This window comes from Chryseobacterium sp. C-71, from assembly GCF_020911865.1.
Taxonomy (GTDB): Bacteria; Bacteroidota; Bacteroidia; order Flavobacteriales; family Weeksellaceae; genus Chryseobacterium.
On record NZ_CP087131.1, the window covers coordinates 1,005,767 to 1,018,791 of the forward strand.

Sequence of the window (13,025 nt, forward strand, 5' to 3'; positions counted from 1 at the left end):
ACAAATATCGTGTTTTTTTGAGAAACAGAGAAATTTTTAACCTTTCAACTGAGTCTAAAAAACAAAAAAGAGGCTGAAAAATCAACCTCTTTTAGAATTTATTTAAATTAATCTTACAATCCGATAACAGGCATTGATAACATTAAAATATTTTCGTTTTCTTCAAGACCATCAAGCGGCTCAATGATTCCTGGTCTGTTGGGCTGAGACATTTTCATCGTGATATCGTCTGCGCTCAAAATACCTAACATTTCAGTTAAAAATTTAGAACTGAAACCGATGTTGATATCTTCACCGTTATAGTCGCAAGGAATCTGCATATCTGCTTTGTTTGCATATTCTGTGTCTTCTGCATGAAGGTGAAGAATGTTAGCAGACAATTTAAATCTAACTTGATTCGTCGACTTATTTGACATAATAGAAGCTCTTTTGATTGCTCCTAATAACAAGTTTCTGTTGATCGTCAAAACATTCGGGTTTTCTTTAGGAATTACCGCAGTATAATTTGGATATTTTCCGTCGATTAATCTACAGATCCAAAAGTGTTTACCAAAAGTAAATTTAGCCATATTCTCATTGAAGTCAATCGTAATGTCTTCGTTTGAACTTGCTAAAATATTTTTGAAGATGTTCAGAGGTTTTTTAGGCATGATGAATTCCATGGGCTCGGCATTCATCAAATCTGTTCTTTTGTAAACTACCAATCTGTGAGAATCTGTAGAAACAAAATTCGTTTCATTTTCCCCAAACTGGAATAGAACTCCTGTCATTACCGGACGAAGAGAATCGTTACTTGTTGCAAAAAGTGTATTTGTTAAAGCTTCAGATAAAACTCCCGCAGGCATCGTCACGCTTTGAGCAGATTCGAATTCCGGAAGTTCAGGATAATCATCTGCGTTGTCTAATGCAACGGCAAAATTATCTTTCTCATCTAAAATCTCAAGCTGGCTGCCAGTACCTTCTGCATTGTCTTTTACAACAAGCGTCAAAGGCTGTTCGCCATAAGTCTTGATAAAATCCTGAAAAATTTTGGCAGGAACCGCAAATTTACCTGCATCATCAGACTTTACATCTAATGAAGTTACCAAAGTTGTTTCGCCATCAGACGCTGTAATGGTAAGGTTATTTTCGTTTAACTCAAAAAGATAGTTTTCTAAAATCGGTCTCGATTGAGAGCTTGATATTACGCCACTTACAGTTTGCAATGCTTTCTGCAGTTCACCACTTGAAATAATAAATTTCATAGATTTAAAAATAAGTTTTTACAAATATAACAAATAGAAAACAGATAGAAAAGAATAATACTGAGAGTTATTAACATCCATCAAAAGAATTTATTTTTTTCTGAAATATTTAATCCACTATCTTTGCTAAGCATCAATTTTAAAAATGAGAAAACCTCCCATCCATAAAAGTTTCATCAACTCCTTTCGGGGCATTTGGATGATGCTGAAGTCTGAAAGAAATTTTCAGATTGAAGTGATGGCTTTGCTGATTAATATTTTTTTAATCTTTTATTTAAACCTTTCTGCGATTGACACCGTTTTGGTCTTAACAGTTTCTATCGGAGTTTTAAGCGCTGAGACTTTCAATACAGCCATTGAAAAGATTTGCGATATCATTCATCCTGAGTTTGATAAAAGAATTGGTTTTATTAAAGATGTTTCAGCTGGAGCTGTGACTTTAATTGCTGCAGCGTCTGTTGTGGTTGGAGTTTTTGTGTACTGGAAATATATTTTCGATTAATTGTACCACAAATTTCTTAAATTATCACGGATCTTTGTGCTACAATTCGTTGAAGAATGTTTTAAACACTATTTTCCAACATAGATAAATCCTTTCTTTCCGGATTTAAAAACCGTTTCAATTCTTTTGTAATCTTCCACTTCGTATTCATCAGCCTGAAGAATTTCCTTATCGCTCACTTCAAACAAAAGACCTTCCACTTCATCTGCACTATTTCCTGAAAATTCCAAAATCGGATGATATTTTTGATTGCTTTTGCGTAAAACTTCAGGATCTGTGATTTCCAACATTTTTAATAGATAGTCTTTCAGAATATCTTGTTCACCTTTTAAGATTCTTCCAAAAGTTTCGAGCTGAACCTGCTCTTTCTGTAAAGTTCCGTAAGAAAATAAATTTGGCATTTATAAATATTTTTCAATGATCGGGATTGCAATTTCAGCCATCATCCCATATCCTTTTTCATTGGGATGTACACCATCTTTGGAAAGCAAAATCTCTTTGTCTTCTAAAAACGCTGAATGAAAATTAATGTAATTTAAAGAGTTTTCACTCGCTGTATCTTTAAGAATTTGATTGTAAACCAAAACGTCTTCATTTGTTCTCAACTTTCCGGAAGCAACTACTACTCCATCCACTTTTTTAGAAAACGGAAGAATACTTACCAAGTAAATATCTTGTGAATATACTTTAGTTTGCTGAATTGCTGTTAAAATATTAGTTTTGAAATCTTCAGGATTTACCATCTGAGTTCCATTTTTTATGGCTAAATCATTAGCTCCATAACCGATGAAAATCATGTTTCCATCCTCCGCATTTCTTGCGGATATCTCATTTTGAATTCTTTTCACCAAACCTTCTGAAGTTTCACCGCCAATACCAAGATTGAAAAGAATTAATTCATCACTTCCTTCATTGTATTTTTGTAAAGCAAATCTTTTAAGAATATCAACCCATCCTCCAAACACGCCGTCATATTCTCCGTAAGTAATGCTGTCACCGAAAAATAATCCATACACCATTCTCTTCTTCATTTTTTTTTAATCTAAAATTAGGGTTATATTTTGATGTGATTCTACAATTTCAATCAGAATTTCAAACAAGGTTTGTCCGTTTCCGTCAATCAAATCATTCAATTTGTGCTGAGCTAAATTGATATTGAAAGGTTTTCCCTGTCTAATTTTATTTTTGTAAAATTCTTTGGTTGCTTTAAAACCTAAATCTTCAATTGATTTCTGAGAGTCTTTCCAGATAATTTCAAGTTCATCTTTATTTTCAAAAACTCCGAAACCTCCATACAAAATATCATCAAAGCCATCCAAAGTTCCGACTTTCCAATCTTTACCTTTCATCAAAACCTGAGAAACTTCTTCGTAGAATCCCGACAAATCAGAAAAATGGCTGCCATTGATGACAGCCATTTTCTTTTTATTATTATTTGAAGTACTCAACCCCGTTTTTAAAGATGTTATGATAATTTGCAGTTGGAATGTTTTTCATCAATCCTTCTGCAAAACGTTCAGGGTGACCCATTCTTCCGTAGATCTTTCCATCCGGACTCGTAATTCCTTCAATTCCGAACAATGAGTTGTTTGGATTGAATGGCATTCCGTGAGCAATGTTTCCATCTAAATCTAAATATTGTGTAGCAATCTGTCCGTTCTCATACAACTTCTGAATTTCTTCTTCCGAAGCCATAAAACGACCCTCACCGTGAGAAATTGGAATTGTGAAAACCTGATCTTTCATTCCTTTCAACCAAGGTGATTCGTCATTCAATACTTTAACATTGACCATTTGAGAAATATGTCTTCTGATTGCGTTGTGAGCTAATGTCGGAGAATTTTCATCCAAATCCTTAATCCTTCCGTAAGGCAACAATCCTGACTTCACCAAAGCCTGGAAACCGTTACAGATTCCGATGATCATTCCGTCTCTGTCAAGCAATTCATGAACGGCATTTCTCATCTTTTCATTCTTCAGAACATTCACGATAAACTTTGCAGAACCGTCCGGCTCGTCACCCGCAGAGAAACCTCCGGAGAATGCTAAAATCTGTGATTGTTTAATTTCTTTTACCCACGCATCAATGCTTTCGTCAAGTAACTGATGATTGATATTGATTAGAGGCAAGCTGCTTACAATTGCACCTTCTTTTTGGAATGCATTCAGCGTGTCATACTCGCAATTTGTCCCCGGAAAAACAGGCAAGAAAACTCTTGGCTGAGCGATTCCGTGTTTTTTGATTTGAATATTTCTTGGGTTGATTGAGTTCAGTTTTGAATCCAGTTCAACCGTAATTTTTTCTTTTTCTACTGTTGAGAATAGGTTTTCAAAAGTTTTTGTATTGGCTTCAAGTAATTTTTCGATTTCAAAATTTAAACCATTGATTTTGAGAATATTTAAATTTTTAACTTCACCGATTAATTGAAGATCAACAGAACTTAATTCTTCAGTCGATTCTATAATTAAACTTCCAATATTTTTAGCTAATAAAATGTTCTCATCAGCGGTATTTATTTCAGCTCCCAATCTGTTTCCGAAACTCATTTTCGCTAAAGCAACCGCAATGCCGCCTTCTTTCACAGTCTTCACAGAAACAATTTTTCCAGCTTTGATATTTTCGAAAATAAGTTCGTAAACATCCTTTAATTTATCATAGTTTGGAAGTCCGTTTTCCTGAAGAATATGATTGAAGAAATACAGTTTATTTCCTGCCTGTTTAAATTCAGGAGAGATCACATTTTTCTTTTCTCCATTAGCACAAGCGAACGAAATCAAGGTTGGCGGAACATTCAAATCCTGATATGTTCCACTCATTGAATCCTTTCCTCCAATCGCTGCCAAACCAAGGTTGATCTGCGCATCATAAGCTCCCAAAAGAGAAGCCAAAGGTTTGCCCCATTTCTCAGGATTCTGACCTAATTTTTCAAAATATTCCTGAAAACTTAATCTGATATTTTTATAATCGCCGCCCATCGCAACGATTTTCGCAACGCTTTCAACGACTGCATAAGAAGCTCCCAATAACGAGTTTTGCTTTGAAATTTCAGCATCAAATCCCCAACTTGCAAAGGAAACGGTTTCAATATCTTTTGCTCCTAAAATAGGTAACGTCTGAGCACTTCCTTCCATCAAAGTCTGTTGATATTTTCCACCTAGAGGCATCGCAACTGTAGTCGCACCAATGGATGAGTCAAACATTTCCAACAAACCTTTTTGAGAAGCAACGTTTTTATCTGCTAAGATTTTTAAGAAATTCTCCTCGTTAAAAGTTTGAGTTTCTTCTTTTACTTCATTAAGATGCGTGATCTTAACTTCCTGGCTTTTAGAACAACCATTCGTATCTAAGAATTCTCTTGAAAGATCAACAATCTTATCGCCTTTCCAGAACATCTGCATTCTTCCTGAATCTGTCACTTTTGCAACTTCTACAGCCACAATATTCTCAGCTTCACAGAATTTGATAAACTTTTCTTTATCTTTTGGTTCAACCACAACCGCCATTCTTTCCTGAGATTCAGAAATAGCAAGTTCAGTTCCGTTCAGACCTTCATATTTTAAAGGTAAAACATCGAGATTAACTTCCAAAGAATCAGCGATTTCACCGATTGCTACGGAAACACCTCCAGCTCCGAAGTCATTAGATTTTTTAATCAATCTCGTCACTTCTGGATTTCTGAACAATCTCTGAATTTTACGCTCTTCAACGGCATTTCCTTTCTGAACTTCAGAACTCATCGTGTGAATAGAAGTTTCGTCCTGTTCTTTTGAACTTCCGCTTGCTCCACCAACACCATCACGACCCGTCGCACCTCCTAAAATGATGATAGAATCACCAGCTTCAGGTTTTTCACGTCTTACCCAATCCACAGGAACTGCTCCGGTAACGAAACCAACTTCCATTCTTTTTGCTTTGTAGCCTTCATCGTAGATTTCGGAAACCATTGTAGTCGCCAAACCGATTTGGTTACCGTAAGATGAATATCCGTTAGCCGCCTGTTTTGTGATTGTTTTTTGAGGTAATTTCCCTGGCAAAGTTTGATCAACCGGCTCCAGAACATCTGCAGCACCCGTTAATCTCATCGCCTGGAAAACAAATGAACGTCCTGACAAAGGATCTCTGATTGCTCCTCCTAAACACGTTGAAGCACCACCAAAAGGTTCAATTTCCGTCGGGTGATTGTGTGTTTCGTTTTTAAATAATAAATACCAAGGCTCTTTTTTACCATCATATTCAGCTTCGATTTGGATTGTACAAGCGTTAATCTCATCGGAAACCACCAAGTTGTCCAAATTTCCTGTTTTATGGAAATATCTTCCGCAAATTGTCGCCAGATCCATCAAGGAAATTGGTTTTAATTCGCGTCCTAAGAATTTTCTTTTTTCGATATAATCATTGAAAATAGTTTCCAATGTATGTTTAAACTGTCCTTCAAATTCAATATTTGACAATTCTGTTTCAAACGTTGTATGACGGCAGTGGTCACTCCAATATGTATCTAAAACTTTCAGTTCTGTTTCTGTAGGATTTCTTTTTTCAGTTTTAAAATATTCCTGAATGAATTTTAAATCATCCAGACCTAAAGCAAAGCCATGATTATTAAAGAATTCTTCAATCTGAGCATCATCAAAATTGATAAAACCTTCGTGAATAATCACTTTTGACGGAGTTTCTTCTGCAGGAATATCTAAAGTTGATAAATCTTTTTCCTGAGATTCTACTTTATTGATGAGAAGGTCTTTGATTTTTGCCAAATCAGATTCAGAAACGCCTTCAAACTCGATGAGCTTACCGCTTCTTACCTTAGATTTTTCATTTTCAGTCAGTAAAGCGATACACTTTTGAGCAGAATCGGCACGTTGGTCATATTGTCCCGGTAAAAATTCTAATGCGAAATAAACTCCTTTTGCAGGATTTTCTTCGATTAAAATATCGGTAACAGGATCAACGAAAGTGCTGTTTACAACTTTTTCGAATTCACCATCATTTAATCCAAAAATATCGTAAACGTTATACACTTTTACGCTTTGGATAGACGGAACCACCGCTTTTACTTCATCAAAAATTTTTGGACTTTCTACATCGAAAATTCCTCTTTTTTCTACGAAAATTCTTTTGTTCATTTTTATAGATATGAGATTTTAGCCTTTCATTTTCTAAAATCGTTTATTAGATTTATTATTTTTATTGAGATGAAAATAAGTTTTATTTACTAATATTCATCACATTTTCAACTTCTTCTATTAACTTTTGCTTATCCGGCAAAACAGTAATATATTTTGAGGCAAAAAGATTATTTTCAAATCCACCCAAAATATATTCTGCTGTAATTTCATCTTTTTCAGCACACAAAATAATTCCGATTGGCGGATTGTCATTATCATCATTCACTTCTGTCTTGTAATAATTAAGGTAAGTATTTAGTTGGCCACCATCTGAAATATTTAGTTTTGTGGTTTTCAATTCTATTAAAATATAGCATTGCAAAATTTTATTGTAGAAAACCATATCAACATAATAGTGTGTATTATTGATGGTTACTCTTTGTTGTGAACCTACGAACATAAATCCTTTTCCTAATTCTAACAAAAAATCTTCGATATGGCGGATTAGTTTTCTTTCTAAATCTTTTTCAAGCAAAGGTTTATTTTCCGGTATTCCCAGAAATTCGAAAACATAAGGACTTTTTAGAATATCTTCAGCCTTACTAAGCTCTTGTCCCTTTTTAGAAAGCTCATAAACCTTTTCTTTGTTAGATTTTCCTTGAGACAGCAAAAGCCTTTCGTAAAGAGAACTGTCAATTTGTCTTTTCAATTCCCGAATCGACCAATGCGCATTCACCGTTTCTTTTTCGTAAAAACTTCTTTTGTTTTTATCTTCAATGATGAGTAATTCGCAAATATGTGTCCACGTAAGTTGTATGGAAGATAATAAAAGAACTTCAGACTGTCCAGTCGTTGACTGGACACTTGAATATTCCAAATAAAACTTCCTCATATTGAACAAATTAGAGCGAGAAAAACCTTTTCCAATTTCTTTTGTCAACAGTTTAGATAATTTTAGAATAATCTGTCTTGATGTGGAATAATCAATATTATTTCTCTTTTCCGCCTCCACAATTTCTTTCCCAATTTCCCAATAGGTAAGAATTAATTCTTTATTTATTCTTTGATAAGTATTTGCCCGAGCCTTGAGAACAATATGTTTAATGTTCTTTATCAAATTGACATCAATGGCAGACAAATAATTATCTTCTTTCATAAATTTCTTCGAGTCAGAATCTCCTCAGAATATTCCTATAATTTTGAAGTGCTATTCAACTAAAATACAAAACTTAATTATAAAATTAAAATATGCAGCCCGAAAGACTGCATGTAATTTATACTTTCAGATCAGATTCTAAACCAATCAATTCGCTGTTGGCATCCAAAATAGGCTGAACTTCATTAGCAATGAACTCTTCCGTTTGTATTGGCGCAAAACCGATGAAGTTTTTCGGGTCGAGAACTTCTTTTAATTTTGATTTATCAAGTTTTAAAGAATGATCATTTAAGATTCTTTCGATCAAATCGTTTTCTTTTCCTTCTTCTTTTACCTGTTTCGAAGCTTCCATAGAGTGAACTCTGATTACTTCGTGGATTTCCTGACGGTCGCCACCAGCTTTCACTTCTTCCATGATGATATATTCTGTCGCCATGAAAGGAAGTTCTTCCATAATATGTTTGTTGATTCTGTTTGGATAAACCACTATTCCATTCATGATGTTGTTCCAAATCAATAGAATTGCATCAACCGCTAAAAACGCCTGTGGAATTGTTAATCTCTTGTTTGCAGAATCATCTAATGTTCTTTCAAACCACTGTGTTGAAGCGACCATTGCAGAACTTGTCGTTAAAGACATTACATATTTTGCTAAAGCTCCGATTCTTTCGCTTCTCATTGGATTACGTTTGTAAGCCATTGCAGATGAACCGATTTGGTTTTTCTCGAATGGTTCTTCAATTTCTTTCAAATTTTGAAGAAGACGTAAATCGTTTGTGAATTTATGTGCAGATTGAGCGATATTTCCTAATAAAGCAACAACTTTAGCATCAATCTTTCTGTCATAAGTTTGTCCAGAAACTCCGAAAACTTTTTCGAAACCAAATCTTTTTGACAATTCTTTATCTAAATGTTTAACTTTAGAATAATCGCCGTTGAAAAGTTCTAAGAAACTTGCAGCAGTTCCGGTTGTTCCTTTTACCCCTCTAAAACGTAGAGTTTCAAGGAAGAAATCCAACTCTTCGATGTCAAGAACCAAACTCTGTAACCAAAGTGTAGCTCTTTTTCCAACGGTTGTCAACTGAGCTGGTTGGAAATGGGTGAATCCTAAAGTCGGAAGGTCTTTATATTGAATTGAAAAATCAGCCAGATTTTTCATCACGTTAACCAACTTTTTCTTTAAAATTAAAAGTCCGTCACGGATCTGAATTAGGTCAGTATTATCTCCTACAAAAGCTGAAGTTGCTCCCAAGTGAATAATTCCTTTTGCCGAAGGTGCCACATCACCATAAGCGTGAACGTGAGCCATCACATCATGACGGAATTTCTTTTCATATTCTGCCGCTTTATCATAATCGATATTGTCAACATTGGCTTTCAACTCTGCAATTTGCTCGTCTGTAATATCAAGACCCAAGTCTTTTTCAATCTCAGCCAAAGCGATCCAAAGCTTTCTCCAATTCTGGAATTTGTTGTTGTGAGAAAAGTTAAACAACATTTCTTGGCTGGAGTAACGCTCTTCCAATGGATTTTTGTAGGAATTCATTCTTTCTTTTACTTTTTAGATGCACAAAAATACGGATTTTGATTGAGAGAGAAAAATTGTGAGAATGGTTTTAAGTTTTCATAAAAAAACAACGCTAAATTGTAAATAATTAATTTAAAGCTTTGAGAGAATCCGCGATTATCTTTTTAATCGTCATCTTTAGTCTGCCTAAATGTCCTGATTTTTTCTTTGGCAAAATCTTTGACAAAGATGTGTTATAAAAAGTTATTGAAACATGGAAAATCAGGATATCAACGAAGAAAATATCAATAATCAGGAAGAAATCAATCCTCAGACGGAAACTACAACAGAAGAAAATGTGACAGAAATTCCTACTGCAGAAGAACTTTTGGCAGTAGAAAAAGACCGTTACATCAGATTGTACGCAGAGTTTGAAAACTATAAAAAAAGAACTTCAAAAGAGAAGATGGACTTCTTCACTTACGCCAACCAAGAGATGATGGTTTCTATGCTAGGTGTTTTGGATGATTTTGAAAGAGCTTTAAAAGAAATCGCTAAAAATGGTAACGAAGCCGACCTTCAGGGAGTTGAATTGATTTACAACAAGTTTAAAAACAAATTAACTGAGAAAGGTTTAAAAATCATGGAAGTAAGAGCGGGTGACAGCTTTAATGTTGACTACCACGAGGCAATTACACAAATTCCTTCTCCATCTGAAGATTTGAAAGGTAAAATCGTAGATGTTATCGAAACGGGATATACTTTAGGTGACAAAGTAATTCGTTTTGCAAAAGTTGTAACAGGAAACTAAAATTCATTAATGATAAATGATGAGTGATAATTAATCTTATAGCAATTATTATTCATCTATCATCAATTATAATTATATATGTCAAAGAGAGATTATTACGAGGTTCTTGAGGTCAGCAAATCTGCGAGTGCCGACGAAATAAAGAAAGCATACCGAAAAATGGCAATCAAATATCACCCAGATAAAAATCCGGGAGATAAAGGGGCTGAAGAAAAATTTAAAGAAGCTGCAGAAGCTTACGAAGTATTGAGCGACGACAATAAAAAAGCTCGTTATGACCAATACGGACACGCCGGAATGGGCGGTGCCGGAGGTTACGGCGGCGGTGGCTTCGGTGGCGGAATGAATATGGAAGACATCTTCAGTCAGTTTGGCGACATTTTCGGCGGTGGATTTGGAGGATTCGGCGGTGGCGGCGGAGGTCGTCAGCAGGTGAAAGGTTCTAATTTAAGAATCAGAATCAAGCTGAATCTTGAAGAGATGGTGAACGGAACCCAAAAAACTCTTAAAGTAAAAAAAATGAAGATGGCAGAAGGTGCCACTTCAAAGACCTGTCCTACTTGTAACGGAGCCGGAGTTCAGATGAAGGTGATGAATACAATGTTCGGACAAATGCAAACGCAGACCACTTGTGGAACTTGCCAGGGAATTGGGAAAGTTGCCGACAAAATTCCTGCCGGAGCTAATGCACAAGGTTTAATAAAAGATGAGGAGGAAATTTCGATCAACATTCCTGCAGGTGCAAGAGACGGCATCCAATTGAATGTGAGAGGAAAAGGAAATGATGCACCTTTCGGTGGAATTCCTGGAGATTTATTGGTAATCGTAGAGGAAGAAGTAGACAAAACCATCAAAAGAGAAGGTGACAATCTTCATCAGGAACTATATGTTTCTTTTGCCGAAGCGGCTTTAGGAACTAAAAAAGAAATACCAACTGTTGGTGGAAAAGTAAAAATCACCGTAGATGCAGGAACTCAATCCGGGAAAATCTTAAGATTAGCAGGGAAAGGTTTACCAAGCATTGACAGCTATGGAAAAGGCGATATGTTTATCCACATCAATGTATGGACGCCGCAAACGCTAAACAAAGAACAAAAAGATTTCTTTGAAAAGCAAATGTCTAGTGGTGACATGGTTGCAGAACCATCCGGAAAGGAAAAGACTTTCTTTGATAAGGTGAAAGATCTATTCAATTAAAAAAATAAAAGAGGCTTTGCAAAAAGTCTCTTTTTCACTTTCATAGTATATTAAATTATTTATATCTTTAAGGTAGCAATTCAAAATGAACTATCAACTTCAACTTCGTACGCCAGACTCTAATGGTAATCTTGTATTTAATACAATAATTTTTGATGCATTCAAAGTAAATATTGTAGAGCGATATTATGGACTTGTTCCAAAATCTTGTGAAGTATTGTTTAAAGTGAGAACTTTAGATGATCAACTGATCAAAAGAAAAGACGGGCACGTGAAAATCAGAATCAAGGATGAAGATTATAATACTTATAAAACCCTGATAAAGGTTTTCGGAACTTACGAATACAAAAACAAACTCATTAGCAGAAATGATGCACAGCAAGACTTTGTACATTTTATCTTGAGACTGGTGATTATGAATTATAATTTAAACTAAAAATTTTCTCTTTTTTCGTAAAACTAATTACGGAAGCCCAATTCATGAGAAAATTTATCATTCTTACATTATTCGGTGTAATCGGTTACGCACAGGAAAGTCCAAAATATTTATTTGATCATTTGTATTTTGCAGACTCTTTTCTGTGCATGTTTTTGATGGTAAAATTTACATTTATCCATCTCATGATATTCAGACTGATGTGAAAGATGCTGCCAACGGAGCTCACTTTAACATGAAAGATTATCATGTTCTGACGTTAAACAATGTGAATCAGAAAGCAAAAGACAACGGCATTGCGTTGAAATTAAGAGATATTTCTTGGGCAAAACAACAGCTTTGGGCTCCTGATGTTGCTAAAAAAGGAAACAAATACTATCTTTATTTTCCTGCAAAAGATCACAATGATTTATTTAAAATTGGGGTAGCTTCAAGTAAAAGTCCGACTGGGCCTTTTAAAGCTGAAAAAACTCCAATTAGCGGAACGTACAGCATTGACCCAACGGTTTTAAATGATCATGGACAATATTATATTTATTTTGGAGGATTAAAAGGCGGTCAGCTTCAAGAATACCGAAATAATAAGCATTCTAAAGATTATCCTGAACTTCAGAAAGACGAAAACGCTTTATTGCCAAAAATTGCTTTACTGAAAAGCAATATGAAAGAACTGGCTGAGGAACCAAAAGATGTTTTAATTGTAGACAAAAACGGAAATCAGTTAAAATCAGGAGATCAGCACAGACGTTTTTTTGAAGGTATTTGGATTCATCAATACGACAACAAATATTACCTTTCCTACTCTACCGGAGAAACCCATAAACTCGTTTACGCTGTCGGAGATAATCCTTATGGACCGTTTACATTTCAAGGTGAAATTCTGACGCCAGTCGTTGGCTGGACAACACATCACAGCATCGTAGAAATTGATAAAAAATGGTATCTTTTTTATCATGATTCTAAAAATTCTGGTGGGAAAAGTTATCTGAGAAGCCTTAAAGTAAGAGAACTGAAATACGATCAAGCCGGAATGATTCTTCCGATGAATGGTCAGGATTAGATTAAT

Annotated in this window: 12 protein-coding genes; 5 read left to right on the top strand and 7 right to left on the bottom strand. The window is 35.0% G+C overall.

The window, feature by feature from the left end:
* Positions 1–113 precede the first annotated feature (113 nt).
* Positions 114–1,244 (bottom strand): DNA polymerase III subunit beta, encoded by a 1,131-nt coding sequence (gene dnaN / locus LNP04_RS04515; RefSeq protein ID WP_229985383.1) that lies wholly within the window; start codon positions 1,242–1,244, stop codon positions 114–116.
* 145 nt (positions 1,245–1,389) lie between these two features.
* Between dnaN and LNP04_RS04520 the strand changes: the two genes are divergently transcribed.
* Complete coding sequence (locus tag LNP04_RS04520; protein WP_229985384.1) at positions 1,390–1,746, top strand: diacylglycerol kinase; 357 nt, start codon at positions 1,390–1,392, stop codon at positions 1,744–1,746.
* A 68-nt stretch (positions 1,747–1,814) separates the two neighbouring features.
* Here the strand turns inward: LNP04_RS04520 and LNP04_RS04525 are convergent, their stop codons facing one another.
* The 6 genes from LNP04_RS04525 to purB all read right to left on the bottom strand — a co-directional run bounded on the left by LNP04_RS04525 (position 1,815) and on the right by purB (position 9,554).
* Positions 1,815–2,147 carry a gamma-glutamylcyclotransferase family protein gene (locus LNP04_RS04525; protein WP_229985385.1) on the bottom strand — a complete coding sequence of 111 codons (333 nt, stop codon included), beginning with the start codon at positions 2,145–2,147 and terminating at the stop codon, positions 1,815–1,817.
* Positions 2,148–2,777, bottom strand: coding sequence for a GDSL-type esterase/lipase family protein (locus LNP04_RS04530; RefSeq protein WP_229985386.1), 630 nt, complete (start codon positions 2,775–2,777; stop codon positions 2,148–2,150). It abuts the gene before it with no gap.
* A gap of 6 nt (positions 2,778–2,783) precedes the next feature.
* The gene (locus LNP04_RS04535) at positions 2,784–3,164 is read right to left on the bottom strand and encodes a ribonuclease inhibitor (protein WP_229985387.1); all 381 of its coding nucleotides are present in this window, start codon (positions 3,162–3,164) and stop codon (positions 2,784–2,786) included.
* 13 nt (positions 3,165–3,177) lie between these two features.
* A complete protein-coding gene (locus tag LNP04_RS04540; RefSeq protein WP_229985388.1) occupies positions 3,178–6,870 on the bottom strand; it encodes a phosphoribosylformylglycinamidine synthase in 3,693 nt (1,230 codons plus the stop codon).
* 82 nt (positions 6,871–6,952) lie between these two features.
* Entirely contained in the window at positions 6,953–8,008 is a 1,056-nt protein-coding gene (locus LNP04_RS04545; RefSeq protein WP_229985389.1) for a YhcG family protein, read from the bottom strand.
* 118 nt (positions 8,009–8,126) lie between these two features.
* The gene (purB, locus tag LNP04_RS04550; RefSeq protein WP_229985390.1) at positions 8,127–9,554 is read right to left on the bottom strand and encodes an adenylosuccinate lyase; all 1,428 of its coding nucleotides are present in this window, start codon (positions 9,552–9,554) and stop codon (positions 8,127–8,129) included.
* 235 nt (positions 9,555–9,789) lie between these two features.
* Here purB and LNP04_RS04555 point away from each other — a divergent pair, with 235 nt between their 5' ends.
* From LNP04_RS04555 to LNP04_RS04570, 4 genes are all read left to right on the top strand, one after another.
* Positions 9,790–10,326: a nucleotide exchange factor GrpE gene (locus tag LNP04_RS04555; RefSeq protein WP_129536624.1), complete on the top strand. Its 537-nt coding sequence runs from the start codon at positions 9,790–9,792 to the stop codon at positions 10,324–10,326.
* 78 nt (positions 10,327–10,404) lie between these two features.
* Entirely contained in the window at positions 10,405–11,523 is a 1,119-nt protein-coding gene (gene dnaJ, locus LNP04_RS04560; protein WP_229985391.1) for a molecular chaperone DnaJ, read from the top strand.
* Between the two features lie 85 nt (positions 11,524–11,608).
* Positions 11,609–11,959 (top strand): prevent-host-death protein, encoded by a 351-nt coding sequence (locus tag LNP04_RS04565; protein WP_129536622.1) that lies wholly within the window; start codon positions 11,609–11,611, stop codon positions 11,957–11,959.
* A 145-nt stretch (positions 11,960–12,104) separates the two neighbouring features.
* Positions 12,105–13,019: a glycoside hydrolase family 43 protein gene (locus LNP04_RS04570; RefSeq protein WP_229985392.1), complete on the top strand. Its 915-nt coding sequence runs from the start codon at positions 12,105–12,107 to the stop codon at positions 13,017–13,019.
* Positions 13,020–13,025 lie beyond the last annotated feature (6 nt).

Coding starts and splice junctions, on each gene's coding strand:
- LNP04_RS04535 (WP_229985387.1), bottom strand. CDS start 3,164: ATGGCTGTCATCAATGGCAGCCATTTTTCTGATTTGTCGGGATTCTAC.
- LNP04_RS04545 (WP_229985389.1), bottom strand. CDS start 8,008: ATGAAAGAAGATAATTATTTGTCTGCCATTGATGTCAATTTGATAAAG.
- purB (WP_229985390.1), bottom strand. CDS start 9,554: ATGAATTCCTACAAAAATCCATTGGAAGAGCGTTACTCCAGCCAAGAA.
- LNP04_RS04525 (WP_229985385.1), bottom strand. CDS start 2,147: ATGCCAAATTTATTTTCTTACGGAACTTTACAGAAAGAGCAGGTTCAG.
- LNP04_RS04565 (WP_129536622.1), top strand. CDS start 11,609: ATGAACTATCAACTTCAACTTCGTACGCCAGACTCTAATGGTAATCTT.
- dnaN (WP_229985383.1), bottom strand. CDS start 1,244: ATGAAATTTATTATTTCAAGTGGTGAACTGCAGAAAGCATTGCAAACT.
- LNP04_RS04555 (WP_129536624.1), top strand. CDS start 9,790: ATGGAAAATCAGGATATCAACGAAGAAAATATCAATAATCAGGAAGAA.
- dnaJ (WP_229985391.1), top strand. CDS start 10,405: ATGTCAAAGAGAGATTATTACGAGGTTCTTGAGGTCAGCAAATCTGCG.
- LNP04_RS04540 (WP_229985388.1), bottom strand. CDS start 6,870: ATGAACAAAAGAATTTTCGTAGAAAAAAGAGGAATTTTCGATGTAGAA.
- LNP04_RS04520 (WP_229985384.1), top strand. CDS start 1,390: ATGAGAAAACCTCCCATCCATAAAAGTTTCATCAACTCCTTTCGGGGC.
- LNP04_RS04530 (WP_229985386.1), bottom strand. CDS start 2,777: ATGAAGAAGAGAATGGTGTATGGATTATTTTTCGGTGACAGCATTACT.